Annotated in this window: 24 protein-coding genes; 11 read left to right on the top strand and 13 right to left on the bottom strand. The window is 65.2% G+C overall.

Features of this window, described 5'->3' with window-relative positions; all coding sequences use genetic code 11:
• Positions 1-120: 120 nt before the first annotated feature.
• The 10 genes from gspE to gspG all read right to left on the bottom strand — a co-directional run bounded on the left by gspE (position 121) and on the right by gspG (position 9,637).
• Positions 121-1,539, bottom strand: coding sequence for a type II secretion system ATPase GspE (gene gspE / locus AC1DN9_RS07180; RefSeq protein WP_478098656.1), 1,419 nt, complete (start codon positions 1,537-1,539; stop codon positions 121-123).
• Between the two features lie 77 nt (positions 1,540-1,616).
• Positions 1,617-3,905, bottom strand: coding sequence for a type II secretion system secretin GspD (gene gspD / locus AC1DN9_RS07175; protein WP_478098654.1), 2,289 nt, complete (start codon positions 3,903-3,905; stop codon positions 1,617-1,619).
• Between the two features lie 2 nt (positions 3,906-3,907).
• Entirely contained in the window at positions 3,908-4,705 is a 798-nt protein-coding gene (gspN, locus tag AC1DN9_RS07170) for a type II secretion system protein N (protein ID WP_478098652.1), read from the bottom strand.
• 5 nt (positions 4,706-4,710) lie between these two features.
• The gene (gspM, locus tag AC1DN9_RS07165; protein WP_478098650.1) at positions 4,711-5,265 is read right to left on the bottom strand and encodes a type II secretion system protein GspM; all 555 of its coding nucleotides are present in this window, start codon (positions 5,263-5,265) and stop codon (positions 4,711-4,713) included.
• A complete protein-coding gene (gspL, locus tag AC1DN9_RS07160; protein WP_478098648.1) occupies positions 5,262-6,464 on the bottom strand; it encodes a type II secretion system protein GspL in 1,203 nt (400 codons plus the stop codon). The genes gspM and gspL overlap by 4 nt, the downstream gene beginning before the upstream one ends.
• 136 nt (positions 6,465-6,600) lie before the next feature.
• Positions 6,601-7,695, bottom strand: a complete 1,095-nt coding sequence (gene gspK, locus AC1DN9_RS07155) for a type II secretion system minor pseudopilin GspK (protein ID WP_478098646.1) — start codon at positions 7,693-7,695, stop codon at positions 6,601-6,603.
• Positions 7,692-8,339 carry a PulJ/GspJ family protein gene (locus AC1DN9_RS07150; protein WP_478098644.1) on the bottom strand — a complete coding sequence of 216 codons (648 nt, stop codon included), beginning with the start codon at positions 8,337-8,339 and terminating at the stop codon, positions 7,692-7,694. Before AC1DN9_RS07150 ends, gspK begins: the two co-directional genes overlap by 4 nt.
• On the bottom strand, positions 8,339-8,725 hold the full coding sequence (gene gspI, locus AC1DN9_RS07145; protein ID WP_478098642.1) for a type II secretion system minor pseudopilin GspI: 387 nt from the start codon (positions 8,723-8,725) through the stop codon (positions 8,339-8,341). The genes AC1DN9_RS07150 and gspI overlap by 1 nt, the downstream gene beginning before the upstream one ends.
• On the bottom strand, positions 8,722-9,222 hold the full coding sequence (locus tag AC1DN9_RS07140; protein WP_478098640.1) for a prepilin-type N-terminal cleavage/methylation domain-containing protein: 501 nt from the start codon (positions 9,220-9,222) through the stop codon (positions 8,722-8,724). The genes gspI and AC1DN9_RS07140 overlap by 4 nt, the downstream gene beginning before the upstream one ends.
• Complete coding sequence (gene gspG, locus AC1DN9_RS07135; protein WP_478098638.1) at positions 9,197-9,637, bottom strand: type II secretion system major pseudopilin GspG; 441 nt, start codon at positions 9,635-9,637, stop codon at positions 9,197-9,199. The genes AC1DN9_RS07140 and gspG overlap by 26 nt, the downstream gene beginning before the upstream one ends.
• A gap of 63 nt (positions 9,638-9,700) precedes the next feature.
• On the opposite strand from gspG, the gene AC1DN9_RS07130 reads away from it, so the two are divergent.
• A complete protein-coding gene (locus tag AC1DN9_RS07130; RefSeq protein WP_478098636.1) occupies positions 9,701-10,249 on the top strand; it encodes a type II secretion system protein N in 549 nt (182 codons plus the stop codon).
• Positions 10,250-10,261: 12 nt separating this feature from the next.
• Here the strand turns inward: AC1DN9_RS07130 and ilvA are convergent, their stop codons facing one another.
• The gene (gene ilvA / locus AC1DN9_RS07125) at positions 10,262-11,824 is read right to left on the bottom strand and encodes a threonine ammonia-lyase, biosynthetic (RefSeq protein ID WP_478098634.1); all 1,563 of its coding nucleotides are present in this window, start codon (positions 11,822-11,824) and stop codon (positions 10,262-10,264) included.
• Positions 11,825-12,110: 286 nt separating this feature from the next.
• Here ilvA and AC1DN9_RS07120 point away from each other — a divergent pair, with 286 nt between their 5' ends.
• Positions 12,111-12,560 (top strand): OsmC family protein, encoded by a 450-nt coding sequence (locus AC1DN9_RS07120; protein ID WP_478098632.1) that lies wholly within the window; start codon positions 12,111-12,113, stop codon positions 12,558-12,560.
• Positions 12,561-12,579: 19 nt separating this feature from the next.
• Here the strand turns inward: AC1DN9_RS07120 and coq7 are convergent, their stop codons facing one another.
• On the bottom strand, positions 12,580-13,209 hold the full coding sequence (gene coq7, locus AC1DN9_RS07115) for a 2-polyprenyl-3-methyl-6-methoxy-1,4-benzoquinone monooxygenase (protein WP_478098630.1): 630 nt from the start codon (positions 13,207-13,209) through the stop codon (positions 12,580-12,582).
• Positions 13,210-13,491: 282 nt separating this feature from the next.
• Here coq7 and AC1DN9_RS07110 point away from each other — a divergent pair, with 282 nt between their 5' ends.
• From AC1DN9_RS07110 to AC1DN9_RS07080, 7 genes are all read left to right on the top strand, one after another.
• Complete coding sequence (locus AC1DN9_RS07110; protein ID WP_478098628.1) at positions 13,492-14,784, top strand: porin; 1,293 nt, start codon at positions 13,492-13,494, stop codon at positions 14,782-14,784.
• A 173-nt stretch (positions 14,785-14,957) separates the two neighbouring features.
• Complete coding sequence (locus tag AC1DN9_RS07105; protein ID WP_478098626.1) at positions 14,958-15,938, top strand: ABC transporter permease; 981 nt, start codon at positions 14,958-14,960, stop codon at positions 15,936-15,938.
• Positions 15,939-17,192 carry a M20 aminoacylase family protein gene (locus AC1DN9_RS07100; RefSeq protein ID WP_478098624.1) on the top strand — a complete coding sequence of 418 codons (1,254 nt, stop codon included), beginning with the start codon at positions 15,939-15,941 and terminating at the stop codon, positions 17,190-17,192.
• Positions 17,193-17,220: 28 nt separating this feature from the next.
• A complete protein-coding gene (locus AC1DN9_RS07095) occupies positions 17,221-18,816 on the top strand; it encodes an ABC transporter substrate-binding protein (protein ID WP_478098622.1) in 1,596 nt (531 codons plus the stop codon).
• A gap of 59 nt (positions 18,817-18,875) precedes the next feature.
• Positions 18,876-19,787, top strand: a complete 912-nt coding sequence (locus AC1DN9_RS07090; RefSeq protein ID WP_478098620.1) for an ABC transporter permease — start codon at positions 18,876-18,878, stop codon at positions 19,785-19,787.
• Positions 19,784-20,776, top strand: coding sequence for an ABC transporter ATP-binding protein (locus tag AC1DN9_RS07085; RefSeq protein WP_478098618.1), 993 nt, complete (start codon positions 19,784-19,786; stop codon positions 20,774-20,776). The genes AC1DN9_RS07090 and AC1DN9_RS07085 overlap by 4 nt, the downstream gene beginning before the upstream one ends.
• Positions 20,773-21,765 (top strand): ABC transporter ATP-binding protein, encoded by a 993-nt coding sequence (locus AC1DN9_RS07080; RefSeq protein WP_478098616.1) that lies wholly within the window; start codon positions 20,773-20,775, stop codon positions 21,763-21,765. The genes AC1DN9_RS07085 and AC1DN9_RS07080 overlap by 4 nt, the downstream gene beginning before the upstream one ends.
• A 122-nt stretch (positions 21,766-21,887) precedes the next feature.
• Here AC1DN9_RS07080 and zwf read toward each other — a convergent pair whose 3' ends face one another.
• Entirely contained in the window at positions 21,888-23,357 is a 1,470-nt protein-coding gene (gene zwf, locus AC1DN9_RS07075) for a glucose-6-phosphate dehydrogenase (protein WP_478098614.1), read from the bottom strand.
• A 140-nt stretch (positions 23,358-23,497) separates the two neighbouring features.
• On the opposite strand from zwf, the gene AC1DN9_RS07070 reads away from it, so the two are divergent.
• Entirely contained in the window at positions 23,498-24,520 is a 1,023-nt protein-coding gene (locus tag AC1DN9_RS07070) for an ABC transporter substrate-binding protein (RefSeq protein WP_478098612.1), read from the top strand.
• Between the two features lie 43 nt (positions 24,521-24,563).
• Positions 24,564-26,747: an ABC transporter permease gene (locus AC1DN9_RS07065; RefSeq protein ID WP_478098726.1), complete on the top strand. Its 2,184-nt coding sequence runs from the start codon at positions 24,564-24,566 to the stop codon at positions 26,745-26,747.
• Positions 26,748-26,766: the final 19 nt, after the last annotated feature.

The raw sequence follows: 26,766 nt of genomic DNA, 5'->3' as shown, positions 1-26,766 counted from the left end.
CAGGCTTGAGGTTCAAGACTCACCCCCAGGCTTGCTCGCTTCGCGTAGCCGCCAACCCCCTTGCAGGGGGCGCCGCCTGCGGCCCGGCGGAGCCGGTTCCGCGGCGGCTCCCGGACTCGGTTATTCGCGGGTGACCCGCAGCAGTTCGGCGCGGGAGGTAATGCCGGACTTGACCAGGCGTTCGCCGTCTTCGCGCATCGAGCGCAGGCCGCCGCGTTCGCCCGCGACGAAGATCTCGCTTTCGGGGGCGCGGTTGTGGATCAGCGATTGCACGGTGTCGTCGGCCACCAGCAGTTCGAAGACGCCGGTACGGCCCTGGTAGCCGGTCTGGCCGCAGGCTTCGCACCCGACCGGTGTCGCTTCTCCGCCGTGGGACGGCGTCGCGCACACGGGGCACAGTTTGCGCACGAGGCGCTGCGCCAGCACGCCGAGCAGCGAGGAGCTGAGCAGGAAGGGTTCCACGCCCATGTCGGTCAGGCGCGTGACGGCGCTGACGGAATCGTTGGTGTGCAGCGTGGCGAGCACCAGGTGTCCGGTAAGGGAGGCCTGGATCGCAATCTGCGCGGTTTCAAAGTCGCGGATTTCGCCGATCATGATCACGTCCGGGTCCTGCCGCAGGATCGCGCGCAGGGCCTTGGCAAAGGTGAGTTCGATCTTGGCGTTGACTTGTGTCTGCCCGACGCCCGGCAGCTCGTACTCGATCGGGTCTTCGACCGTCATGATGTTGCTGCTGCCGGCGTCGAGGCGGCTGAGCGCAGCGTAGAGCGTGGTGGTCTTGCCGGAGCCGGTCGGCCCGGTGACGAGGATGATGCCGTGCGGCTGCTCGATCAGGCGTTCGAAGCGCGCAAGCGTGTCGCCCAGCATGCCGACGGATTCGAGCGTGAGCTTGCTTTCCGACTTGTCGAGCAAGCGCAGCACCGCGCGCTCGCCGTGCGCGGAAGGCAGCGTCGACACGCGCACGTCGACCGCCCGCGTGCCGATGCGCAGGCTGATGCGGCCGTCCTGCGGCAAGCGTTTCTCGGAGATGTCGAGGTCGGCCATGATCTTCAGCCGCGAGATCAACGCCGCGTGCAGCGCGCGATTGGGCTGGACCACTTCGCGCAGCGTTCCGTCGATGCGGAAACGCACCGACGATGTCCGCTCATAGGGCTCGATGTGGATGTCGCTCGCGCCGTCGCGCGCCGCCTGCGTGAGCAGCGCGTTGAGCATCCGGATGATCGGGGCGTCGCCGGCCGATTCGAGCAAGTCCTCGACGGCAGGGAGCTCCTGCATCATCCGCGAGAGATCGGCGTCGCTCTGGACTTCGCTCACCACGGCCGCGGCGTTCGATTCGCCCTGCGCGTAGGCGGCGCTGATGCGCTGCGCAAGCTGCTCGGGGGCGAGCGGCTCGAAGAGCTTGACCGGGTATTTGCGCAGGACCTCGCCGAGCGCGCTGCGCGGCGGCACCCTCGGCATCCAGAGCGTGAACTGGCCGGGGTCCGTTTCTTCGAGCAGCAGCTGCTGGCCGCGCGCGAAAGCGTAGGGAAGAGGGTAGCGCATCAATGCCTCTCGGCTCTCATTCGAAGGCAATGGGGAATTATCAAGCGCAGCATCGGGTTCGACAACGCGGCCCGACGCTAAGGCAGTTCGCGTGAAGTCGCCGGATCCGCCGTCGGCGGCAAGGCGCCTTTCAAGGGCGAGGACCCGAGCTTCTGGACCGGCGCCACCGGCGGCGGAATGAGCATGGTGCCTTCCTTTCGGAGGCTGCCTGCCTCGCTGCGCCGAGGCTCGGGCAGCGCCGGCACTATCGGTGCTCCGTTCACGTTGCTCAGCATTGCATTGCTCTCGGGTTGCACCTGCTGCTGCAGGCCCCGTATCGTGTCGTATCTCTCGTTGGCGACCCCGGCAGTCGTGGCCGCGTCACGCATCACGACAGGCCGCAGGAACATCATCAGATTGGACTTGTCCCGCTTGCGGTTTTCGCTCTTGAAGAGGTTGCCGAGCACCGGAATGTCGCGGGCCAGCGGGATCCCGTCGATGTTGTTGCTGTAGTTGTCGGACAGCAAGCCGCCCAGCATGACCAGGCCACCGTCTTCGACCAGCACGCTGGATTCGATCGAGCGCTTGTTGGTGGTCGGGCCGTTGGCCGCGTTTTCGGTTCCGGCCTGAACCGTGGAAGTTTCCTGGAACACCGTCATCTTCACGGTGCCGTTTTCGTTGATCTGCGGGCGCACGCGAAGCGTCAGACCCACGTCCTTGCGTTCGATGGTCGTGAACGGATTCACCCCGGCGGCCGTCGGCTGGCTGGCGAAACTGCCGGTGACGAACGGGACGTTCTGGCCGATGACGATCTTGGCCTCTTCATTGTCGAGGGTCAGGAGATTCGGCGTCGACAGCAGATTGGCATCGGCGTCGCTGCTGAAGAAGTTGGCGATCGCATTGAGCACGAACTGGCCGCCAACTTTGGACCCGCCGCCGACGTTGAGCCCGCCTCCCAGGCCCGCCAATGCCGCAGCGCTCGTCGCGGGGGTGTTGGCTATCAGGGCTCCGGTGAGCGCCAGGATATTGGCGCCGGACAGGCTGGAGTTGGTGCCGATGACGCCGTTGTTGCCGATCGCACTCTGCCACTGGACGCCGAATTGCGCCGCCTTGGTGGCGTTGACTTCGACGATCAGCGCCTCGATCATGACCTGCGCGCGTCGGCCGTCGAGCCTGTCGATGACGGCGCGAATTTGACGGTACTGTGGTTCGGAGGCGGTGATGATCAGCGAGTTGGTCGATGGGTCGGCCTGAATTTGGCCGCCGGTCGAAGGCTGGTTCGCGTTGTTGACCGGCGCGGTTGCCGCGGGGTTCTGGGACATGCCCCCGAGGTTGCTGGCCGTCTGAGCCGTCGTGGCCTGGGCAGCTGCGCCGGTCTGCGACGGATTGGTGCCCGTGGCGCCGGCACCGCCGCGCGCTTCGGCGGACATCGCGGCGCGCAGCGTGACGGCCAGCCTGACCGCATCGGCGTTCTTCAGATAGACCACGTACACATTGCCCGCTGCGCCGTTGCCGGTATCGAGCGGCGGGCGGTCGAGCTTGTCGATCAGCGTGCGGACCAATTGGGCGCGCGCGGGATTGGCGGCGCGCACGATGATCGAGTTGCCGCGCGGATCGGCGAGCAGCGTGGTGCGGAACGATGCGTCCGCCGTGCCCGGCGCAGCGCCGGGCACGGCGCCGCCAGTGCTGGTGCCGCCTTCGAGCAGGCGCGTGACCAGCGGCACCATGTCGGACGCCACCGAGTACTTGAGCTGGATGACGTCGATGTCGGATGCGTTGGGCACGTCGAGCGCGGCAATGATGCGCGCCAGGCGACGCATGTTTTCCGCATAGTCGGTGATGACCAGCGAGTTGTTGCCCGGGTTCACGTTGATCGTGTTGTTGGGCGCGATCAACGGACGCAGGACCGGCAGCATGCTGTTGGCCGACTCGTAGTTGAGCTTGAAGACCTGGGTGATGATCTGGTTGCCGCTCACGCTCGACGCCGTCGGCGTGGTCGTGGTCACCGCGTTGCTCTGCAGCTTGGCATCGGCCTCGGGCACCACCTTGTAGAGGCCTTCGGATTGCACGATCGCGAAGCCCTGCAGGCGCAGCGCCGCGGCGAACTGGTTGAACGCCGCCTCCGGAGAGATCGCCCGATCGGTCTGCAGCGTGATCTGTCCCTTGACGCGCGGGTCGACGACCACGTCGCGACCGGTCACGACCGCCATGGTCCGCGCGACCGATTCGATCTCGGCGTTGGTGAAGTTCAGCGTGATCGGCTCGCCGCGACGCGGTGCGGCGACTTCCTGCGCGAATGCGAAGGGGGGCATACAGGCCGCGACCAGCATCTGCGCTGCGAGCGCGAGGGTGCCGATGCGGGTGCCGTACGAAGTTCTTGGCTTCATGGTCAACCCAATGTGATGAGCGAGCGGGCGCCTTCGCGCCGCCCGATGATGTTCAACAAGTTCGAAAGCGCGTCTTCCCGCCCCGGCGCGGCGCTTGCCTCGCCGTCGAAATGCAGCGAGGTCCCGTTCCATCGGCCGCTGCCGCTGAGTTGCAGACTTCCGTCGCGGGTGGTCAGCAGGAAGGTCGGCGATGACCCTCCTTCGAGAGCGATGCGATAGCTGCCCATCGGCCTCAAGGTCGAAAGGCTGGAGGAAATGTCGACCGCATCGAGCGTCGCATGGCCGGCGATTGCCAGCCGTGGGCCGTTCCAGCGCAGGGTGAATGCCTGCATCGAAACGTCCAGCACGCCTTCGAGCTTGAGCGTGTTCCATGGTGCACCGAAGCCGGTGAGCAGGGCCGCGGGCCATCGGGACTGGCCGTCGCGCCATTCGAGTTCGAGGCCGCTCGCGCGCGGGCGCGCCCTGAACTCCAGCGGCTTGACGGCGCAGCACGGAATGTCGAGCGCCGCCGTCACGCCATCCCAACGCGGCCGCACCGTCCAGCCGAGCGTGCCCGGCAGTGAGACGGGTTCGGCGCCGCCGACGCCGCTGGCGAACACCAGCCCGGCCGTGCCGGTCCAGATCGTGCCGCGTGCGTTGACGAGCTGCAGGTGGCCGTTGGTCCATTGCGAAAGGCCAGCCGCCAGCCAACGTGCCGGGGCGAAGAAGGACAGGGCTAGCGCAATGCCGATCAGCGCACCGAGCACGGCCCAGCGCCAGCCGGCTGCAGCTGAGGTGGATGAGGAAGAAGACGCGGCCATGCGAGTCAGCGTGCCGGCAGGCTCATCACCAGGGTGCCGTCCCAGCGCGCGCCCGAAGGTTCGGCGGCCGGGGATGCCGGCGGCGCCTTGTCGCTCTGTGCGTTCTGTGTGTTGCGGGTCAGGTGCACTTCGCGAGGCACCGCACGGGCGTTGTTGCGGGCCTGGGTGAGCCACTGCGCCAGCGCTTCGGCCTGCGCGCCGCGAAGCGCGATGGTCGCACCTTCGCCTGCTCCGGCGGATTGCAACTGGGCGACACCGCCGAGGTCCTTGCGCACCGATGTTTCCAGGCTTCGCAGGGCGTCGTCGCGATTTGCGCGCGGCTGCGACTGCAAGGCTTTTGCCTGCGCCTGGAGGTTGATCATCTGCTGCAACTGGGCGTCGAGCTGGGCATGCTCGCCGGGCGCGGAGGAAAGCGTGCGCAGCGCGGGCGCCAGCCCCACCCACCAGAACAAGGCGACCAGCACCAGCGTGCCGGCTGCGAGGATCATGCGTTGTTCGCGCACGTCCAATTCGGACCACCAGGCCTTGCGGCGTGCTTCGATGACGTCGAGCCACTTCATCGCGTGGCCTCCACCTGGACGAGGAGGAGGTCGCCCTCGCTGCGCGCGTTGTAGCCGCGCGATGAAAGGGCGGCCGTCACCTTGCCGGTCTCGGAAGGTTGGAGGCCGAGGCCGCGCAGCCGGAGTTGCCCACCGCTGAAGTCGATGGCCGTCGGCGTGCGGCCCGGGGGAAGACTTGCCGCCAGGGCGCCGAGCATGGGTTCGAGATCGTTGGCGGTGACGCCGCCGGTGGCTTGCTGCAGGGCTGCGACTTCGCGTGTCATCTGAACGGGTGCATCGACCACTAGTTGCACCGAAGGAAAGGTCTGCGTGAGCACGTTGCGTACGGCGCCGCGCTTGGCCGCAAGGGCGTTGCGCTCTTTCCACGCCCATGCATTGAGGCCGATGAGTTGCGTGAGCAGCAGGATCAACACCCCCCAGCGCGCAGCACGCCACCGCGGTGCGCGCCAGAGTTCGCGGGCGACGGCGACGGCCTTCTTGCTCGCGCGGGCTCGTCCGGTGGACGCGAGGTCGAATTGCGCCAGATCCCAGGGTGACTGGGTGGCCTGTAGCCATCGTTCCGCCGGCTTGACAATGGGCACGCGCTGCCCGAGCACACTCTCTGCGAGTTCGGCAACYGCAGGCTCGGCGAGTGCGGTGGAACCCGGAGGGAGCGGTCCGGCCAGCGAAAGGGCGGCGGCGTCGAGCGGCAGCATGGCAACACCCTCGGCACCGCAGACCACGCAAAGTGGTGCATCGGGCTCGCCGATGGCGATGAGCGTCGAAGGAACGCCCGCCGGTCGCGGCGTGAATTCGGGAACGATGCGCGTGACGCGCCGGCCTGCTGTTTCGAGGGCCTGCACGGCACCTTGCAGCCAGAGGCGGTTACATGCCGCCACCCAGACAGGCGAATCGGCGCGGGCACCGGGTTCGAGGGCAAAGTGCAGGGCTTCAGGCTCGTCGAGCAGGCGGTCTTCGAGCAGGCCGTTGAGTACCGAGCGCAAACGCGCGGGGCTGCTCAGGCTACCTTGCGGCAACGTCACCTGGTGCCAGGAGATCGCGGCGGAGGGCACGCCGACGATGACTTCATCGCTCGTCGGCAACAACGCAGCGGGCGCAGTCCCCTGCGACCGCAGCTTGCGGCCGTCGCTGGACCAGTCCGCCCAGCCGTATTCGGTGGTGGCCGATGCGGATGTGACAGGAATGGTTACAAGCAGCACGGGCGTCCAAGGAGGTAAGGGGCCGTCATTGTAGGAGTGAGGCCACAGTGGTTGCTACAGAATTGATAGCGACTTGCCGCGATGCTACGGGCGTTGCGCTTATTTGTGACCCAAAAGACTGACAAACGCAAAAGCTTCAGGATTTGGATGGGGGCAACGTGGCGCCTGCGCCACGTTCGCGCCACACGATGCGGACGTCGAGGTTGTCGCGCCGCAGCAAGGTTTGTTCCTCGACCCAGGCGTTATCGAGGCGCAGGCGGGCATGCACTTCGAAATAGTTGGTAGCAACGGTGTGGTCAGCGTCGGTGAACTGCGTCGAGCTTTCCTGGACAAGCAGGTTCGCGTCGGCTATGGACTTGAAGTACTTTCGCGCCCGAGCTTCAACCAGCCTCTTGGCGCCCGCAAGGTCCAGCTTGGACACGCTTGCATAGATGGCCTCTGCGCTGGCGGTATTCAGGTTGAGCTTCGTGGTCGTCGGCAGCACCGTGACATAGGGTTCCAGCGCCGCCGCCGTGGAAGGTGACAGCCCGAGCCAGACCAGTTGGGCGGTGTGCTGGGGCATGAGGGGCCCAGTGGTCGCCGTGCTGGTGTCGGTGGTTGTCACAGGCGTTGTTGTCGTGGGTGTCGTCGTTGTCGTGTTGGCGGTGGTACCGGTGGATCCGGCAGTGTTGGATGTCGTGTCGGTGACGGTACCGGTGTTGCTGGTCGGCACGGCGGCCGCGGCTGGCAGGGCGCGTTGCAGGTTGCTGGTCAGTGTCGAGACCTCCGCTTCCGGGAGGCCCAGCAACGCGAACAGTTTTTTGAACGCCTCGACCGACGAAAGCACTGGCTTGCCGCCTTGGACCAGATTCATCACGTTGAGCTTGGATTGGGCGTCGATGATCTGTCCCGAAAGATAGGCGTCCGGCAGCCCTTCGAGTTGGTCGCTCGAGACGTTCTTGTCGCCAGCCAGGAAGCTCGCCAGCTTGGCTTCGGCCAGCGGAATGGCCCAGGGCTCGGCCAGGTAATCGGCGCCGGTATTGGCGCGCGAATCTTCCCGCAGGATCAGGCGTGACCAGTCGAGTGCGCCGATCAGCACCCAGCTCGCTTGCATCCGCGCGCGCTCGGCGCCCTCGACCTCGGTGGCACGCCATTGCTGCCAGAGCGCGCCCACGGCAAACGTCGCGACGAGCGTGACGGTCAGCATGGCCGTCAGCAACGCCGCGCCGAGTTGGGTTCGCCTCTGCTTCATGTCTTGGGCACCGTCACGGAAGGGCGCACCCAGTCGCGGGTGATCAGACCCGCAAGCGACGCGCCTTGCGGAAGACCGATCACCAGTCGAACGCCGTCAGGCAGCGGGGTGGTCGTCCCCAGGGTTTCGGCGCTGACCGCAGGCCCCCAGATGTCATTGCGGAAGTAGGAAACCTGCCAGTCGGTCAGCGGCATCAGATCGACCTGGGCATCGCCCGCCTGGCTGCCGCCGCCTTGCGCCCAGGCGGAAGCGCGGTCCCAGGCTTGCTGCCATTCGTCATGGGTGGCGAAGCCGGGAGACTGCCAGCGACTCCAGTGTGTGCCGGTGGCGGCATCGGTGCGCACCGTCCAGGCCACGACGTAGACCGAAGGCACGGAGGCGTCGGTGCTGCGTCGGGTGAGGCGCAGCACGCGGCCATCCCAGTCCATGGCGGGCGTTCGCAACAGGGCCACGGTGGCGTCGAGGTCGGCGCTCCATTGCGACAGCGTGGTCTGCAGCGTCAGCACGGCGTCGCCGCGTTCGCGGTTGATGGCCTGCGACCGGGCCATGCCATCCAGCCCGCGCCAGCTCATGATCGCGAGCAGCGCCATGACGGAGATCGCCACGAGGAGCTCGATGAGGGTGAAGCCGCGCGATGTCCGCATCAGTAGCGTCCCACGACGGTGGAGATCCCCAGCACGGGCGCATCGTCGGCGTCGCGCACTTGCACGTCCACGCGACGGAAGTTGGGGTTCAGCGTTGCCGTGGTCGAGACAGTCACGCCAAAGACCACATTAGCCTGCGTACAGGTCAAGCCGGCATCGCCGATGGCAGGCATCTGCTTGGCGAGGCGGGCCTTGATGAGCTCGTTCTCTGCGCAGATCTGGGCCAGCATCACGTCGGACTGGCGTTGCGCATTGCGGGTCAGCGCCATCGTCGCCTGGGTGCCGGCCATCAGCGCAATGGCGACGATGCCCAGGGCGACGAGCACCTCGATCAGCGTGAAGCCGGCCTGGCGCAGCCGGACATGGGCGGGGCGCTGGTGCTTCATGGCGAAATCACCGCGAAGGGCCGCAGGCCGTCGGTGCCGATGAGCAGGCTGCGGCTGGGCGGCCCCTCGGAGGTGATCAGCACCTGTTGCGCAGCGATGATCGGGTCCGGACCCAACTGCAGTGCCGCGACAGGCGCGCCCGCAGCCATTGGCTGCGCCGTGATGCCGTCGGAAAGCCATGCCGTGGGAAGCGATCCCGTCGGTAGACCATCGAAGCTGAAGTTGCCAGGGCCCTCCGGCATCGGGCGCCATCGCACGACGACGCCGCTTGCGCGCGATTGCGCGCGGGCGGACTCGAGCAAGGCGGCGAGCCTGACGGCTTCGCGGTCTAGCGTCGCCTGGCTGGAATCCCGTATCGCAAACCCGACGCCCGCCGTTGCCAGCGCGATGATCGAGATGACCACCAGCAGTTCGAGGAGCGTGAAGCCGCCTGTCCCGCTGCGAGTCTCGTGGGGATGACGGCAGCGGTGCCTACTGCCAGCTGCCGATGTCGGCATTCTTGCCTTCGCCGCCGGGCTGGCCGTCAGCGCCGAGCGAAAGCACATCGATTTCGCCCTTCACGCCCGGGTTCAGATACTGGTAGGGGTGCCCCCAGGGATCGTTGGGCAACTTGTCGATATACGGCTTCCAGTTGGGTGCGGCGGGACCGGCGGTCGGGCGGGCGACGAGTGCCTGCAAGCCCTGCTCGCCCGTCGGATAGCGCTGGTTGTCGAGCCGGTAGAGCTTGAGCGCCTGCATCAGGTTATTGATGTCGGTCTTGGCGGCGGTCACGCGGGCGTCGTCGGCGCGTTCGATGACGTTCGGCACGATCAACGCGGCGAGCACGCCGATGATGACCAGCACGACCATCAGTTCGATCAGCGTGAAGCCGCGCTGGATGGAGCGCGAAAGGGAGCGGTGAGAAAGGAGCATGGAGGAGTTGAACGCGTCGGAGTGGCGGCGATTGCCGCATCCGCTGAATGATAATCCGCCTCCATGTCAGTTCCTTACGCACCCGCCCGATGGCCCGTGGCCGTCACGACGACAGGTCTCTGGGCGCTCGCGGCGGCGAGCATCGTGTTCTGGGGACTGCGCCTGGCCGCGCCGGCGGACGCTATCGCCCCGCCCGCCGTGACCAAGGCACAGGCCGACCCGGATCCCGCCGCGGTGGCGCAAATGCTGGGCGCCGTTTCGGCGCAGACTGCGGCTGTGGTCACGCCTGAAGCGGCGAGCCGCTTTTCGCTGCTCGGCGTGGTGGCCGATGCCGACAAGCAGGGTGCCGCGCTCATCGCGGTTGACGGCAAGCCGCCTCGCCCCTTCAAGGTGGGGGCCACGGTTGCGGAAGGCTACGTCTTGCAGTCGGTCAGCACCCGTGCCGCGTCGCTCGGCGCCAGCGTCGACACATCGCCTGCACTGACGCTGCAACTGCCGACGCGTCCGCTGGCTGTCATGACGCCGCCAGTGATTTCTGCGCCAACAACAGCCGCTCCAACCACTGCGCCGGCTCCGCCACGCCCTCTGACGCCACTGGCACCGCGGCGCTGAGCGCGCGGGCCGTCAGGCCTGCAAGAACAACCGATACGCGGGATTGCTGGTCTCTTCGACAAAGGGGTAGCCGAGTGCCTGCAGGAATTCGTCGAAGGCCGCGGTGTCGGCCGCAGGCACCTGAAGTCCTACCAGGATGCGACCATAGTCGGCGCCCTGGTTGCGGTAGTGAAAAAGGCTGATGTTCCAGTTCGGCCGCAACAGGCTCAGGAACTTCAGCAGCGCGCCCGGGCGTTCCGGAAACACGAAGCGCAGCAGGCGTTCTTCGTGCGCCAGCCCGGTGCGGCCGCCCACCATGTGGCGAATGTGCTCCTTGGCGAGCTCGTCGTGCGTGAGGTCGATGGCGCCGAAGCCGTGCGCCACGAAAGTGTCCGCAATGGTCTTCGATTCGCCCCGCGTCGTCGTGGTCAGGCCGACAAAGACATGGGCTTCCTTTGCATCGCTGATGCGGTAGTTGAACTCCGTCACGTTGCGCGAGGCGCCCGGCAACTGGCCGACCAGTTCGCAGAAGCGCCGGAAGCTGCCGCGCTCCTCGGGGATCGTCACCGCGAAAAGTGCCTCGCGCTCTTCGCCCACCTCGGCGCGCTCGGCGACGAAGCGCAGCCGGTCGAAATTCATGTTGGCGCCGCACAGGATGGCGGCATAGGTTTCGCCGCGCGTGCCGCGCTCCTCGACGTACTGCTTGATCGCGGCCACCGCGAGCGCGCCTGCGGGCTCGACGATGCTGCGCGTGTCGATGAAGACGTCCTTGATCGCGGCGCAAACAGCGTCCGTGTCGACCGCGATGAACTCGTCCACCAGGCCGGACGCCAGGCGGAACGTTTCCTCGCCGACCAGCTTGACCGCGGTGCCGTCGGAGAACAGGCCCACATCGGGAAGTGCAACGCGTTCGTGGGCGGCGACCGACTGGATCATGGCGTCCGAATCGTTCATCTGCACACCGATGACCTTGATCTCGGGCCGCAATGCCTTGATGTAGCTCGCCACGCCGGCGACGAGTCCGCCACCGCCGATGGCGACGAACACCGCGTGCAGCGGCCCCTGATGCTGGCGCAGGATCTCCATCGCGATGGTGCCCTGGCCGGCGATCACATCGGGGTCGTCGAAGGGGTGCACGAAGGTCAGGCCGTGCGCTTTCTGCTGCTCGAGGGCGTAGACGTAGGCATCGGAATAGCTGTCGCCGTGCAAATGCACCTCGCCACCGAGGGCGCGCACTGCGTCGATCTTGAGCTGGGGTGTTGTCACCGGCATCACGACCACCGCGCGCGTGCCGAGCTTGCGCGCGCCCAAGGCCACGCCCTGCGCGTGATTGCCGGCGGAAGCGCAAATCACGCCGTTGGCGAGCTGTTCTGGGCTCAAGTGCGCCATCTTGTTGTAGGCGCCCCGCAGCTTGAAGCTGAAAACGGGTTGCTGGTCCTCACGCTTGAGCAGCACGGTATTGCCGAGCCTTGCGCTGAGCGCGCGCGCCGGTTCAAGGGCCGATTCGACTGCAACGTCGTAGACGCGCGCGGTCAGGATCCTCTTGAGGTAGTCGGCAGGGGTGAGTGTGGCGGCGGCTGGCGTGGTCGTGGACATAGGGCCGCGATCATAGGCCCGTCGCTGCAGCGGCTCCAGGGACTGGCAACACCCAAGAGCAACACCCAAGAAAAAAGCCCCGAGCCTTGCGACTCGGGGCTAAATCCACCAATTGGGAGGGTGGAGGAGACAACCGGTGCACACGGGTTCGTGTGCGATGAAATAAAGTATATCGACTGTTTGTTGCATTGCAACAAGCCCGTGGCGCTTTTCGAACATAAATTCACGCTGATGAGAGTTTTTGTCTCTCGCCGCATGGAACGAACTTGAATATGGAGTCGGCAAGATGGAATGCACAGTAAGTTGGACCGGCAATACCGGCGCCCGATCGGCGATGGGCTTCGTCGCAGAGACCGGGACCGGCCATGTCCTGATGATGGACGGCGCCCCCGACGCCGCGAAACCCGAAAACGGCGGCCAGAACCTCGCGGCTCGACCCATGGAGACCCTGCTGGCCGGTACCGGCGGTTGTACCGCCTATGACGTCGTGCTGATCCTGAAGCGCGGCCGGCACCAGGTCGAGCGCTGCAGCGTCAAGCTGACCAGCGAACGCGCCGAGAAGGATCCCAAGGTCTTCACGAAAATTCACATGCACTTCACCGTGGCGGGCAAAGGCATCCCTGCCGCCGCAGTCGAGCGGGCGATCGCACTGAGTCACGACACCTATTGTTCGGCCAGCGTCATGCTGGGGAAGACAGCCGAAATCACGACCAGTTTCGATCTGATCGATCTCTGAGTGCCAGGCCTGCGCCCGCTCAGATGCGGTGCGCGACCGTCGTCATGACACGTGCCGCAGCACGCATCAGTGCCTTGGCCGGCGGCGGCAATTCCTTGGCACCGGCGCTCCACGCTTGCGAGGCGTGGCGCGCTTCATCCAACTTCATCTGATTGATCACCGCTCTCGATGCCGTGTCGCCTGCCGGCAGTCGGTCGAGGTGGCCATCAAGATGCGCTTCGACCTGGCGCTCGGTTTCGGCCACGAAGCCGAGGCTCAGTGCGTCGCCAAGACGCCCCGCGACCAGGCCCAGGCCAAAGGCGCCGAAATACCACAGCGGATTCAACATCGAAGGGCGAGCGCCCAGTTCGTCGAGTCGCTGTTGCGTCCAGGCGAGGTGATCGGTTTCTTCGCGCGCCGCGTCGCTGAAATGCACGCGCAGTGCGGCATCACGGGTCACGGCGGCCTGCGCCGTGTAAAGCGCCTGTGCGCAAACCTCTCCCACGTGGTTGACGCGCATCAGCGCGCCCGCCTCGCGCCGTTCAGCGTCGTTCAAGGAGCTCGAAGGTGTGTCGGGCGAAGGGGTGGGCCGTGTCGCGTGCGGTTTGGCAAACAGGGTACGCAGCGCCGCGTCTGCTACCCCCACAACGGCGTCGAGCGATCGGTTCATGAGGCGATTTGAACCGATCTACGGAAAGTAACAAACGCAGCGACTCAGGTTTCACATCGTGGTGACGCAGGGGTCGGCCGACCTTTGTTGCAGCAGTGCAACGAAACGCCGGACCCGGCTGGTTTTTCGGGCGAATTGTTTTGCCCTGACGGATCGGCTCTGGTGCAATAGCGACAACTTCCCAAAAGGAGGTTGGCCCGGGGTCCGGTGGGAGCACAAAAGTGCCAGTCACGGTGAGCCCTTCGCACCGGAGCCCTATGTTTAACCTTGGAGAAACTTGCAATGAAAAAATCTCTAGTTGCCCTGGCTGCTCTGGCTGTCGCCGGTGTTGCCTCGGCTCAGTCGTCCGTTACGCTGTTCGGCGTGGTTGACGCTGCTGTCAGCAGCTACTCGAATACGTCGGAACTCCCGTTGACGGGCACCAGCATCAAGACGAGCCGCACCGCCCTGACCAATTCGGGCTACAACTCCAGCCGTCTGGGTTTCCGCGGTACGGAAGATCTGGGTGGCGGTCTCGCAGCCAGCTTCTGGCTCGAAGCTGCTCTGGGCAACGACGACGGCACCGCTGGCGCCGGCATCAACAACTTCACCACCGGCAGCAACCAGTTCTTCAACCGTCGTTCGACGGTGAGCCTGTCGGGTGCATTCGGTGAAGTCCGCCTCGGCCGTGACTACGTCCCGACCTTCTGGAACGACACCGTGTTCGATCCGTTCGGCACCAACGGCGCCGGTACCAACCTGATCTCGACGGCCAGCGGCTTCGGTCCTGGCGCACCCAGCGGCTTCACCGCCAACACCAACTACGTGCGTGCCAACAACTCGGTCGGCTACTTCCTGCCGCCGAACCTGGGTGGTTTCTACGGTCAGGTGATGTACGCCATGAACGAGAACACCAGCTACGATCCGGGTGGTCTGACCCCTCCGGGCGCAGCAGCGTTCATTGCTAACCCGACCGCTCCTGGTACCAATGGCCGCGCTGGCCGTTACATCGGTGGTCGCGTCGGCTACGCCAACGGCCCGCTGGATGTCGCTCTCGCTTACGGCCAAAGCACCGTTGCTTCGAACTACTTCGCTGGCACCACGCAAAACCTCGACATCTGGAACCTCGGCGCATCGTGGGACTTCGGTGTCGTGAAGCTGTTCGGTGAATACTCGAACAACACGCTCAAGAACGACAGCTCGTCTGGCTTCGTCAACGGCGTGACCAACCCGTTCGCATTCGGCAACCCGGGCGCCAATGGCGGCCTCATCGGTGTGACCGTGCCGGTCGGCCCTGGCCTGATCCGCGCTTCGTACTCGACGGTGAAGTACAACAACACCAGCAACCTGAACCAACTGACGGGTCTGTTCTCGGATCCGAAGGCTGACAAGTGGGCCCTGGGTTACGTGCACAACCTGTCGAAGCGTACGGCTCTGTACGCAACGGTCGGCTACGTGAACAACAAGGATGGCGCTGCTCTGATCGTCGGCGGCCCTGCCTTCTACACGACCCCGGTCACCGTCAATGGCGTGCCACTCACGCCCGTGGCGCAACACTCGATCGGTTACGACTTCGGTATCCGTCACGCTTTCTGATCTGACGCTGGCGCAAGCCAGCTTCAATGGGAAGTCTTGAAAGCCACCCGGCGAAAGTCGGGTGGCTTTTTTCATGGCGCAAACCGTGGCGAACACAGGGCACGAACCCCGGGGAACTCCCGCATGGGCATGTACTTTGCTCTGCTAGCATCGATGAACATTTCATCTGCTGAATGATCGCTTTCATACTGCGCCGGTTGATTCAGGCCGTGATCGTCATGGTCGCGGTTGCCTTCATCGCCTTCCTCCTTTTCCAGTACGTCGGCGATCCCGTCGTGTTCCTGCTCGGACAGGACGCGAAGCCCCAGCAGATCCGTGAACTACGCGCTGCCCTGGGGCTCGACCAGCCCTTTTTCGTGCAGTTCTGGCACTTCCTCGTCAATGCGGCACAGGGCGAATTCGGGCTCAGTCTTCGTCAAGGCGCGAAGGTGTCCCGCCTGATCGCAGAGCGCTTTCCGGCAACGCTCGAACTGTCGATGGTCGCCGCCATCCTGGCACTGGCGATCGGCATCCCGATGGGTGTCTACGCGGCGCTGCGGCGCGGCTCCTTCATGAGCCAGTTGTTCATGATGATCTCGCTGCTGGGCGTCTCCCTGCCCACCTTCCTGATCGGCATCCTGCTGATCCTCGTCTTCGCGGTGTTGCTCGGCTGGCTCCCGAGTTTCGGGCGCGGCGAGACCGTGCGGCTCGGCTGGTGGAGCACCGGCCTCCTGAACAGCGACGGCTGGGTTCACATCGTGCTGCCCGCCGCAACACTCGCCATCTTTCAACTCACGCTGATCATGCGTCTCGTGCGTGCGGAGATGCTCGAGGTGCTGCGCACCGACTACATCAAGTTCGCGCGTGCACGCGGCCTCTCGGACCGATCGATCCATTTCGGACACGCACTCAAGAACACATTGGTGCCCGTGATGACCATCACGGGGCTTCAGCTGGGCGGACTCATCGCCTTCTCGATCATCACGGAGTCCGTCTTTCAATGGCCCGGTATGGGCCTGCTCTTCATCCAGGCGGTGACCTTCGCCGACATCCCGGTCATGGCGGCCTATCTCTGCCTGATCGCCCTCATCTTCGTCGTCATCAATCTCGTGGTCGATCTGCTCTACTTCGTGGTCGATCCGCGTCTGCGTGTCGGCAATGCTGGAGCACACTGAATGACTGAGCTACGTCTGCAAGCGGCCGGAAGAGCGTTCGCGCACATCGCGCGCTTCTATCCCGAAATCACCGCGTTCCGACGCGATCTGCACGCGCATCCCGAACTCGGCTTCGAGGAGGTCTACACCTCCGGCCGCGTGGCCGAAGCCCTGCGGGCCTGCGGTGTCGACGAGATACATGCCGGTATCGGCAAGACTGGTGTGGTGGGCGTCATTCGCGGCAACTCGACCACCAGCGGCCGCATGATCGGCTTGCGCGCCGACATGGATGCATTGCCGATGTGCGAAGACAACGAATTCGCATGGCGATCGTCCAAGAACGGACTGATGCACGGCTGCGGGCACGACGGCCACACCGCGATGCTCGTCGGCGCGGCGCGCTATCTTGCGGAAACGCGGAACTTCGACGGCACCGCGGTGCTGATCTTTCAGCCGGGCGAGGAAGGTTTCGCCGGCGCGCGCGTGATGATCGAGGACGGTCTCTTCGATCGCTTCCCGGTTGGATCGGTGTATGCGATGCACAACTGGCCGGGGTTGCCTGCCGGCACCGTGGGCATCAATCGCGGCGCGATGATGGCCGCGGCGGATCGCATCACGATCGAGGTCACAGGCAAGGGCGGGCATGGCGCGCATGCCTATCTGACCGTCGATCCGGTGGTGGTCTCCGCGCACATCATCACGGCGGTGCAGAGCATCGTGTCGCGCAATGTTCGACCCATCGATGCCGCCGTGATCAGCATCTGTGCGGTGAATGCAGGCGATCTCGGCGCGATGAGCGTCGTGCCCGGCAAGGCCACGCTCGTGGGCACGGTGCGGACCTTCAGTTCGCGGGTGCAGGAGCAGGTGGAGCAGCGGCTCACCGAACTGTGCAGTGCCGTCGCCGCGGGCTTCGGGGCCACAGCGCACGTCAAGTTCGAGCGCATCTATCCCGCGACCATCAACACCGCGCCGGAAGCGCAGTTCGCGGGTGACGTCGCGCAATCGCTGGTCGGCGCGCACAACGTCGAGCGCAACATGGAGCCCAGCATGGGCGCCGAGGACTTCTCCTTCATGCTGCAGAAAAAGGCAGGCGCCTATCTGCGCATCGGGCAGGACGCCAGGGGCGGCGCCTTCCTGCACAACAGTCGATACGACTTCAATGACGAGATCCTGCCGCTCGGTGCCGCTTTGCATGCGGGATTGATCGAACAGGGCATGCCGCTGGCCGCTGCGGTCGGCAAACCCAGAAGCAAGATGGCCCAGACGGCCTCTTGAACCTTTCCAACCCCGAGGAGTGCTTCTCATGAGTCTGAAGAAAAACGTTGTCGCGGCGGCGATCCTGTCCGTGCTGACAGCCACGAGTCTGGTGGCCGGTGCTCAAACCATCCGCATCGCCAACCAGGGGGATGCACTCTCTCTCGACCCGCACTCGCTCAATGAATCGCTGCAGCTGAGCGTCACCGCCAATGCCTACGAGCCGCTCGTGGGTCGCAACAAGGACCTGAGCCTCGCGCCCTTGCTCGCCACGAGCTGGAAGCAGACCTCGCCGAACGTCTGGCGCTTCGAATTGCGCAAGGGCGTGCAGTTCCATGACGGCACGCCGTTCACTGCCGACGACGTCGTGTTCACCTTCGCGCGCGCCAAGGGCGACGGCTCCGACATGAAGGCCACGCTGAGCGACATCAAGGAGGTGCGCAAGGTCGGCGACTACGCGATCGAGATCGAGACCAACGGACCATTCCCGATCCTGCCCGACGTGATCACGCTGACCATGATCATGAGCAAGAAATGGTGCGAGGAGAACGGCGCCGCCAAGCCGGTCGACAAACGCAAGGGCATCGAGAACACCGCTTCCTTCAAGGCCAACGGCACGGGTCCCTACCGCGTGCGCGAGCGCCAGCCCGATGTGCGAACCGTGTTCGTTCGCAATCCCACCTACTGGGGCAAGATCGAGGGCAACGCGCAGGAGATCATCTTCACGCCGATCGCCAATCCGGCAACACGCGTTGCTGCGCTGATCTCCGGCGAAGTCGACGTGATGGAGCCGGTGCCGGTGCAGGACATCGCTCGCATCAACGCGAGCCCCAATGCACGCGTCATCACCGGACCTGAAATGCGCACCATCTTCCTGGGCATGGACCAGAAGCGTGACGAGTTGCTCTACTCCAGCGTCAAGGGCAAGAACCCGTTCAAGGACAAGCGCGTGCGCCAGGCCTTCTACCAGGCCATCGACATCGCGGGCATCCAGCGCACGGTGATGCGCGGCGCCTCGCGGCCGACGGCGCTCCTGGTCGGCCCCGGCGTCAACGGCTGGACGGCGGAGCAGGACAAGCGCCTGCCTTACGACGTCGACGCCGCCAAGAAGCTGCTTGCCGATGCGGGCTACCCCAACGGCTTCGAGGTGTCGATGAACTGCCCGAACGACCGCTACGTCAACGACGCGCAGATCTGCCAGAGCGTTGCCGCCGGGCTCGCTCGCATCGGCGTGAAGATCAACCTCATCGCCGAGACCAAGGGCAGCTATTTCCCGAAGGTCCTGCGCCGCGACACCAGCTTCTACATGCTGGGGTGGACGCCCACCACCTATGACGCGCACAACGCGCTCAGTTCGCTGACGGCCTGTCCGGACGACAAGGGCGCGGGCCAGTTCAACCTTGGTGCCTATTGCAATCCGAAGCTGGACGAGATCACCAAGAAGATCCAGTCCGAAACCGACAAGGCCAAGCGCAACGAGCTGATCAAGGAAGCCTTCAAGATCCATGCGGACGACATCGGCCACCTGCCGCTGCATCAGCAGTCGCTGGCCTGGGGCGTGAGCAAGAAGGTCGAGCTCACGCAGCTCGCCGACAACTTCATGTTCTTCAAGTGGATGAGCATCAAGGCGCAGCAGCAACCCTGAGCGCCTGACGATCCCGTGCCTGGGGCCCGCCGCGGCGGGCCCCGCTTTCACTTTCCACGATGAACAAGAGAATCGCCAGCTGGCTCGACAGCGATGTCGGCCACAGCTTTCGCAGCTCGCCTGTCGCGATGTTCGCGGCCCTGATCGCCTTCGCCTGTGTCTTCTGCGCGGTGTTCGCCAACTGGGTGTCGCCGCACGATCCGTTCAACCTCGCGGTGCTCGAACTCGGAGACGCGCGCCTGCCGCCGGCCTGGGCCGCGGAGGGCACGCGCAAGTACTTGCTCGGCACCGACGACCAGGGGCGCGACATCCTCTCGGCGGTGATGTTCGGCGCGCGCATTTCGCTCGTGGTCGGCCTGGTGTCGGTGGTGCTCTCGATGCTGGTTGGCGTGGTGCTGGGACTGCTCGCGGGTTTCTTCGGCGGCTGGCTCGATGCCTTCCTGATGCGACTTTGCGACGTGATGCTGTCGTTCCCGCCGATCCTGATCGCACTGCTGATTGCGGGCATCGGCCGCGCGCTGTTTCCCGATGCGCATGGGTCGCTCGCCTTCGGCGTGCTCATCATCTCGATATCGCTCAGTGGCTGGGTGCAGTACGCGCGCACGGTGCGGGGCTCCACGCTGGTCGAGCGCCACAAGGAATACGTGCAGGCCGCGCGCGTCACGGGCGTCGCGCCGCTGCGCATCATGATGCGGCACGTGCTGCCCAACGTGATGGGGCCGGTGATGGTGCTTGCGACGATCCATGTCGCGACCGCGATCATCACGGAGGCCACGCTGTCGTTCCTGGGCGTCGGGGTGCCGCCGACATCTCCTTCGCTGGGCACGTTGATCCGTACCGGCAACGACTTTCTGTTCTCCGGCGAATGGTGGATCACGCTCTTTCCGGGCCTCATGCTGGTGCTCATCGCGCTCAGCGTGAACCTCTTGGGTGACTGGCTCCGCGACGCGCTCAATCCCAAACTTCGATGACTCTCCTGCAAGTCAGCAATCTGGTCGTCGAGTTTCCGCATCGCCGCGGCACGTTGCGGGCCATCGACGACATTTCCTTCGACATTGCGCCGGGCGAGATCCTCGGCGTGGTGGGCGAATCCGGCGCGGGAAAGTCGCTCACCGGCGCGGCGATCATCGGCTTGCTCGAGCCACCCGGTCGCATCGCGAGCGGCGAAATCCGTCTCGAAGGGCAACGCATCGACAACCTCGGGCACGACGCGATGCGGCACATCCGTGGCCGCAGGATCGGCGCGATCTTTCAGGACCCTTTGACGTCGCTGAATCCGCTCTACACGATCGGGCGTCAACTGACCGAAACCATCCGCACCCACCTGCCTGTGCCCCAGCATGAAGCGCGTCGTCGCGCAATCGGGCTGCTGGAGGACACGGGCATTCCGGGCGCGGCGCAGCGCATCGACCACTACCCGCACCAATTCTCGGGCGGGATGCGGCAGCGCGTCGTGATCGCGTTGGCACTCGCTGCGGAGCCCAAGCTGATCGTGGCGGACGAGCCGACCACGGCATTGGATGTGTCGATCCAGGCGCAGATCATCCAGTTGCTCAAGGGCATCTGCAAGGAACGTGGCGCGGCCGTGATGCTGATCACGCACGACATGGGCGTGATCGCCGAGACCTGCGATCGCGTGGCCGTGATGTACGCCGGCCGGATTGCCGAAGTCGGTCCCGTGCAGGAAGTGATCCATCAGCCTGCCCATCCCTACACAAGCGGCCTGATGGCCTCCATTCCCGACATGACGATGGACCGCGAACGCCTCAACCAGATCGACGGCGCCATGCCGCGGCTCAACGCCATTCCTGGCGGCTGCGCCTACAACCCGCGCTGTCCGCGTGTCTTCGATCGTTGCCTCGTCGAAAGGCCGGACTTGATGAACGCGGGCGCTACGCGCGCCGCCTGCTGGCTGCACGCTGCGCACACCGCCTCGCCGGCCTACGGAGCAACCGTATGAGCGCATTGGTGCAGGCGAACGACCTTGCGAAGAGTTTCGATGTCTCGCCACCGTGGCTCAACCGCGTCCTGGAGCGCAAGCCGCGCGTGCTGTTGCGGGCCGTCGATGGTGTGAGCTTCTCGATCGAGCGCGGCAAGACGCTGGCGCTCGTCGGTGAATCCGGATGCGGCAAGAGCACGGTGGCGCGGCTGCTGGTGGGCTTGTACCAGCCGTCGCAGGGCGGCATGCGTTTCGACGGGCAGGACGTGCATGCCATCTACAAGACCCGTGGAGGCCAGGCGCTTCGCAGGCGCATCCAGATGATCTTCCAGGATCCGTACGCGAGCCTCAACCCGCGCTGGATCGTCGAGGACATCGTCGGCGAGCCCCTGCGCGAACACGGCATCCTCAAGGAAGGACCGGGACTGAAGGCGCGCGTCGGTGAACTCCTGCAATCGGTCGGCCTGAGTCCGCTGGACATGGTGAAGTATCCGCACCAGTTCTCCGGCGGGCAGCGCCAACGGATTTCGATTGCACGCGCGCTAGCGACGCAGCCTGAGTTTCTCGTCTGCGACGAGCCGACCTCAGCGCTCGACGTGAGTGTGCAGGCACAGGTGCTCAACATCATGAAGGACCTGCAGCGCGAGCGGGGACTGACCTACCTCTTCATTTCACACAACCTCGCTGTGGTGCGCCATGTGGCCGACCAGGTGGGCGTGATGTATCTGGGGCGCCTGGTCGAAGTCGCCGACAAGCACAAGCTCTTCGATTCACCGCAGCACCCTTACACGCGCATGCTGCTCGATGCGATTCCGCAGATGAAGCACGTGGGCCGATCGCGCACGCCGGTGCAGGGCGAGGTGCCGAACCCGCTCAATCCGCCCTCGGGCTGCACCTTTCATCCGCGCTGCCCGCTCGCCAATGAGCGCTGCAAGAAGGAGCGTCCGCAGTTGCAGACGCTGCGTGGCGTGAAGGTTGCCTGCCACGCCGTCGAAGAAGGCAGGAGCTAGGCTCGCCCCCAGGTTGGCTCACTTCGTGTAGCCGCCCACCCCCTACCGGGGGCAACACCAGCGGCCTGGCAGAGCCAGTTCCGCGGTGTTTCACGAACGGGCCGGGCTGGCTGTGCCGGCCGTTACTGTTCTTCGCCCCAGGCGTAGCCGTCGCGGGCGATCATCGCGCTGGATGCACTTGGGCCCCAGGTGCCTGCGGCATAGGGGCGGGGCGTTCCATCGGATGACCAGCTGTCGATCAGCGGCTCGACCCAGCGCCATGCTTCTTCCTGCTCGTCGCTGCGCACGAACAGATTGAGCCGGCCGCCGATCACGTCGAGCAGCAGGCGCTCATAGGCGCCCACGCGCTCCGAGCCGAAGCGCTTGTCGAAGTCGAGATCGAGCTGTACGGGCGCGAGCTGAGGTGCGTTATGGCGACTCCCGTTGCGCTGGCGGCTGCCCTGCGCTTGCGCAAGCATGTGCAGTTCCAGGCCGTCCCTGGGCTGCAGATTGATGACAAGCTTGTTCACCGAGTTGGCCGGTGCACGGAAGATCGCGTGCGGTGTCGGACGGAAGTTGACCTCGATGCGTGCGTCGCGCGATGCCAGCCGCTTGCCTGTGCGGATGTAGAGCGGCACGCCGGCCCAACGCCAGTTGGCGATCTCGGTGCGCAGCGCAACGAAGGTCTCGGTGCGGCTGTCGGGCTCGACGCCCGGCTCGTCGCGGTAGCCCTGCACGCGCTCGCCGTACGCGGTACCTGCGACGTATTGGCCACGAATCGCATGAAGGCCGATGTCCTCGGCGGTCCAGGGCTTCAGCGCGCGAAGCACCTTGAGCTTTTCGTCGCGGATCGCATCGGCATGTGCATTGATCGGCGGCTCCATGCCAATTGCGCAGACCAGTTGCAGCGCATGGTTCTGCACCATGTCGCGCAGTGCCCCTGTCTGGTCGTAGAAGGCACCTCGCTTCTCCACGCCGAGGTCTTCGGCAATCGTGATCTGGATGTTGGCGATGTACTCACGCCGCCAGATCGGCTCGAACAGCGCATTGCCGAAACGCATCGCGAACAGGTTCTGAACCGCCGGCTTGCCGAGATAGTGGTCGATCCGAAACACCTGGTGCTCGTTCAGGACCTTGCACACGGCCTGGTTGATGGCGCGATTGGAGGCCAGGTCGTGTCCCAGCGGCTTTTCGAGCACGAGGCGCGTCTGGGGGCCGTTAAGGCCCGCCGCGGCGATCTGCTCGACAGCCTGCGTGAAAAGTGCGGGCGCGGTCGCCAGGTACATCACGACCGTGTCGGCATTTCGTGCCTTCAGAAGTTGTGCGAGCTTCTGGTAGTCCGCGGGCTTCGAAAGGTCCATGCGCAAGAAGTACAGCAGCGAGGCGAACTGCTTGAACTCCTCCGGCGTCGGTCGCTTGGCGCCTTCGACGGCCTCGAAGCGCGATTGGATCAGTTCGCGGTAGCTGTCGTCGCTCAGGTCATCGCGTGCCACGCCGATGATGCGACCGCCCTCGGGCAGGCTGCCGTGCCGGAAGGCCTGGAACAGGGCGGGCATCAGCTTTCGCCATGCGAGGTCACCGGTGCCGCCAAAAAGAACGAGATCGAAACTCATGGATACATACCTGTGCGTTGTAAAGCGCGAGCATGAAGCTTGCTGGGCGAATGGTACTTGTACCGATCCGCCCGTTGATGACTCCGCGATAAGCTGAACGCGGCCCCCCGGGGCCTTTTCTATTTTTGAACGAGGTCAAGATGAAGAAGAAACTCGTGCGCGTTGCCGCCGCGGTGGTCCTGATGGGTGTGTCGGCCGCCGCGTCGGCGCAGACCGTCAACGTCATTTGTTCGGTCCAGGCCGAATGGTGCAACATGATTGCCACGGTGTACGCGCGCACCACGGGCGTCAAGCTCAACATGTCGCTCAAGGGCTCCGGCGAGGCGCTCGCACAACTGATCGCCGAGAAAGACAACCCGAAGACCGATGTCTGGTTCGGCGGCACCGGCGACCCGCATCTGCAGGCAGCCGAGATGGGCCTCACGCTCGAATACAAATCTCCGACGCTGCCGCAGCTCTATCCATGGGCGCAGCAGCAGGCCCAGCAATCCGGCTATCGGACGGTCGGTATCTACTCCGGGCCGCTGGGCTTCGGCTACAACACCGAACTCATTCAGAAGAAGAAGCTGGCCGTGCCGCGCAGTTGGGCCGACCTGCTGAAGCCCGAATACAAGGGCGACATCCAGGTGGCCAATCCCGCTTCGAGCGGCACCGCCTACACGATGATCGCCACGCTCGTGCAACTGATGGGCGAAGACAAGGCCTTCGAATACCTCAAGGGCCTGCATCGCAACGTCGGCCAGTACACGCGCTCGGGCACCGGCCCGATCAAGGCGGTGGCCCGCGGCGAGACGGCGGTTTCGATCAGCTTCATCCACGACGCGCCGCAGGAAAAGATGCAGGGCTTCCCGGTCGAGACAACGACGCCCTCGGAAGGCACCGGCGCCGAGATCGGTTCGATGAGCATCGTGAAGGGCGCGCGCAACCTGGAACAGGCGAAGAAGTTCTATGAATGGGCGCTCACGCCGCAGGCGCAGACCTTCGGCGCGGCCGCCAAGCAGTATCAGTTGCCGTCGAACAAGGCGACGACGGTGGATCCCAATGTGCCGGACTTCAAGAAGATCAAGATGATCAACTACGACTACGCGAAGTACGGCGCCAGCGCCGAGCGCCGGCGACTGATCGCGCGTTGGGAAAAGGACGTCAACTCGCTGCCGCACTAGCGTGTCTTCGATCTCCAAAGGGCGGCGCAGCCCCAACGGACCCATCTGGACATGCATCGCGGCCGGTCTCATCGGCTACGTCGCACTGCCCTGGTATGCGATCCAGGACACGGCCTGGTACGAGGTCATCCCGCAGGTGTTCGGCGAGGGCGAGGGCGCCGATGGCGTGATGCAGGCCGCCTTCCAGGGTCGTAGCTGGCTCCATATCGGGCTCATCGGCTTGGCCTTGTGCGTGTTCGGTGGCCTGCTTCGGGCCGGCCGCGCGCAGGGCCGCCTGTTGCTCGTGGGCGGCGCCGTGGGCGCCGTCGGTCTTGCGCTGAGCGGATTCCTGATCGGCGCCAAAGGCTGGACGCTCCCGATCCTCGAAGCACAGTTTGGTGAGTTGCCCGTCCACCAGTTCGGCATCGGTGCGGGCGGCTTCCTTGCGATCTCGGCGCTCATCCTGCTCGCGGCATTCGGGATTGCGCGCCTGGGCTTCTTCAAGGGCGATCTGTTCGTCTCCGGCGCGGTCATCGCATGCGGCGTGCTGATGGCCCTGTTCATCGCCTATCCGGTGAGCAAGGCGCTCGCGGGTGCCTTTCTCGACGAGGACGGCCGGTGGTCGATGGCAGCGTTCGTTGCCCGCATCGGCACCGAACGGATCTGGGGGCTCGGCTGTCTCGCGGGCGGCGTGCGCTGCGGGGTCGCCTGGAACACGCTGGCGCTGGCTCTGCTCACAGCCGCGGGCACGACCTTCCTCGGCACCTTGATGGCCCTGATGTCGGAGCGCGGCAACCGACGCTGGCAAGCGCCGCTGCGGGTGCTTGCGCTGATGCCCATCGTCACGCCGCCCTTCGTGGTCGGGCTGGGCCTGATCCTGCTGTTCGGCCGTGCCGGCGTGGTGAACCAGGTGCTCGAAAGCAGCTTCGGCATCGAGCCCACGCGGTGGTTCTACGGCATGCCGGGTGTGCTCGTCGCCCAGTTGTTCGCCTTCACGCCGATTGCGTTCATGATCATGCGGGGCGTCGTGCAAGGCGTCTCGCCGAACCTGGAAGAGGCGGCGCTGATGCTTCGGGCGGATCGCCGTCGGGCCTTCTTCACCGTCACGCTGCCCTTGCTCAAGCCGGGGCTTGCGAATGCGTTTCTCGTCGGCTTCATCGAAAGCATCGCCGACTTCGGCAATCCGATCGTGGTGGGCGGCCAGTTCTCGGTGCTCTCGACGGACATCTTCTTCGCCATCGTCGGCGCGCAATACGACCAGGGCCGGGCCGCTTCGCTGGCCTGGGTGCTGACGCTTTTCGCGCTGGCGGTGTTCGCGATCCAGCGCGGCGTGCTCGGCAAGCGCAACTACACGACAGTGAGCGGCAAGGGCGACGCCGGCATTGCCATGGCGCTGCCCGACGGCGTTCGGCGCACCATCCATGGCATCGCGCTGCCGTGGATCGCCTTCACCATGGTGGTCTATCTCTTCGCATTCGCGGGCGGTTTCGTGCAGACGTGGGGCCGCGACTACACCTTCACGCTGAATCACTTCAGGACGGCCTTCGCGCTCGAATGGGGGCAGTTCGGCATTGTGTGGGCAGGCACGGCGTGGAATTCGCTGATCACCACGCTCAAGCTCGCCGGCATCTCTGCGCCGCTGACTGCGGGTTTCGGCCTGCTGATCGCGTGGCTGCTGGCGCGCAATGAGTTCAAGGGGCAGGGCGTTTTCGAATTCGCGGCGCTGCTCGCCTTCGCCATTCCGGGCACCGTGCTGGGCGTGAGCTACATCCTGGCGTTCAACGTACCACCGCTCGAACTGACGGGCACCGGCCTCATCATCGTGCTGTGCTTCATGTTCCGGAACCTGCCGGTCGGCGTGCGCGCGGGGACGGCGGCCTTCAAGCAAATCGACCGCTCGCTCGACGAGGCTTCGCTGATGCTGCGCGCGTCGACCTCGCAGACGCTTTTCAAGGTCGTGCTGCCCCTGCTGAAACCGGCGCTGGTGGCCGCGCTGGTCTACAGTTTCGTGCGTGCCATGACAACGGTCAGCGCCGTGATCTTCCTGGTGACGGCCGAGAACGAGCTGGCGACGACCTACATCATTGGCCGGGTCGGCAATGGCGACTACGGTGTCGCGCTGGCGTACTGCACGGTGCTGATGATCCTGATGGCGGTTGCCATCGCGTTCGTGCAATGGGTTGTCGGCGAACGCAAGCTGGGACGCCGGCGGGCAGGCGTACCGATCATCGTCGCGGCAGTGCCCTGAGAAGACAAATCCAAGAAAG

Source organism: Variovorax sp. 05L425 (assembly GCF_056397705.1).
Note: the sequence above shows the minus strand (reverse complement) of the source record. Positions and strands in the feature narration are given on the sequence as shown.

Coding starts and splice junctions, on each gene's coding strand:
- gspE (WP_478098656.1), bottom strand. CDS start 1,539: ATGCGCTACCCTCTTCCCTACGCTTTCGCGCGCGGCCAGCAGCTGCTG.
- gspD (WP_478098654.1), bottom strand. CDS start 3,905: ATGAAGCCAAGAACTTCGTACGGCACCCGCATCGGCACCCTCGCGCTC.
- gspN (WP_478098652.1), bottom strand. CDS start 4,705: ATGGCCGCGTCTTCTTCCTCATCCACCTCAGCTGCAGCCGGCTGGCGC.
- gspM (WP_478098650.1), bottom strand. CDS start 5,265: ATGAAGTGGCTCGACGTCATCGAAGCACGCCGCAAGGCCTGGTGGTCC.
- gspK (WP_478098646.1), bottom strand. CDS start 7,695: ATGAAGCAGAGGCGAACCCAACTCGGCGCGGCGTTGCTGACGGCCATG.
- AC1DN9_RS07150 (WP_478098644.1), bottom strand. CDS start 8,339: ATGCGGACATCGCGCGGCTTCACCCTCATCGAGCTCCTCGTGGCGATC.
- gspI (WP_478098642.1), bottom strand. CDS start 8,725: ATGAAGCACCAGCGCCCCGCCCATGTCCGGCTGCGCCAGGCCGGCTTC.
- AC1DN9_RS07140 (WP_478098640.1), bottom strand. CDS start 9,222: ATGCCGACATCGGCAGCTGGCAGTAGGCACCGCTGCCGTCATCCCCAC.
- gspG (WP_478098638.1), bottom strand. CDS start 9,637: ATGCTCCTTTCTCACCGCTCCCTTTCGCGCTCCATCCAGCGCGGCTTC.
- AC1DN9_RS07130 (WP_478098636.1), top strand. CDS start 9,701: ATGTCAGTTCCTTACGCACCCGCCCGATGGCCCGTGGCCGTCACGACG.
- ilvA (WP_478098634.1), bottom strand. CDS start 11,824: ATGTCCACGACCACGCCAGCCGCCGCCACACTCACCCCTGCCGACTAC.
- AC1DN9_RS07120 (WP_478098632.1), top strand. CDS start 12,111: ATGGAATGCACAGTAAGTTGGACCGGCAATACCGGCGCCCGATCGGCG.
- coq7 (WP_478098630.1), bottom strand. CDS start 13,209: ATGAACCGATCGCTCGACGCCGTTGTGGGGGTAGCAGACGCGGCGCTG.
- AC1DN9_RS07110 (WP_478098628.1), top strand. CDS start 13,492: ATGAAAAAATCTCTAGTTGCCCTGGCTGCTCTGGCTGTCGCCGGTGTT.
- AC1DN9_RS07105 (WP_478098626.1), top strand. CDS start 14,958: ATGATCGCTTTCATACTGCGCCGGTTGATTCAGGCCGTGATCGTCATG.
- AC1DN9_RS07100 (WP_478098624.1), top strand. CDS start 15,939: ATGACTGAGCTACGTCTGCAAGCGGCCGGAAGAGCGTTCGCGCACATC.
- AC1DN9_RS07095 (WP_478098622.1), top strand. CDS start 17,221: ATGAGTCTGAAGAAAAACGTTGTCGCGGCGGCGATCCTGTCCGTGCTG.
- AC1DN9_RS07090 (WP_478098620.1), top strand. CDS start 18,876: ATGAACAAGAGAATCGCCAGCTGGCTCGACAGCGATGTCGGCCACAGC.
- AC1DN9_RS07085 (WP_478098618.1), top strand. CDS start 19,784: ATGACTCTCCTGCAAGTCAGCAATCTGGTCGTCGAGTTTCCGCATCGC.
- AC1DN9_RS07080 (WP_478098616.1), top strand. CDS start 20,773: ATGAGCGCATTGGTGCAGGCGAACGACCTTGCGAAGAGTTTCGATGTC.
- zwf (WP_478098614.1), bottom strand. CDS start 23,357: ATGAGTTTCGATCTCGTTCTTTTTGGCGGCACCGGTGACCTCGCATGG.
- AC1DN9_RS07070 (WP_478098612.1), top strand. CDS start 23,498: ATGAAGAAGAAACTCGTGCGCGTTGCCGCCGCGGTGGTCCTGATGGGT.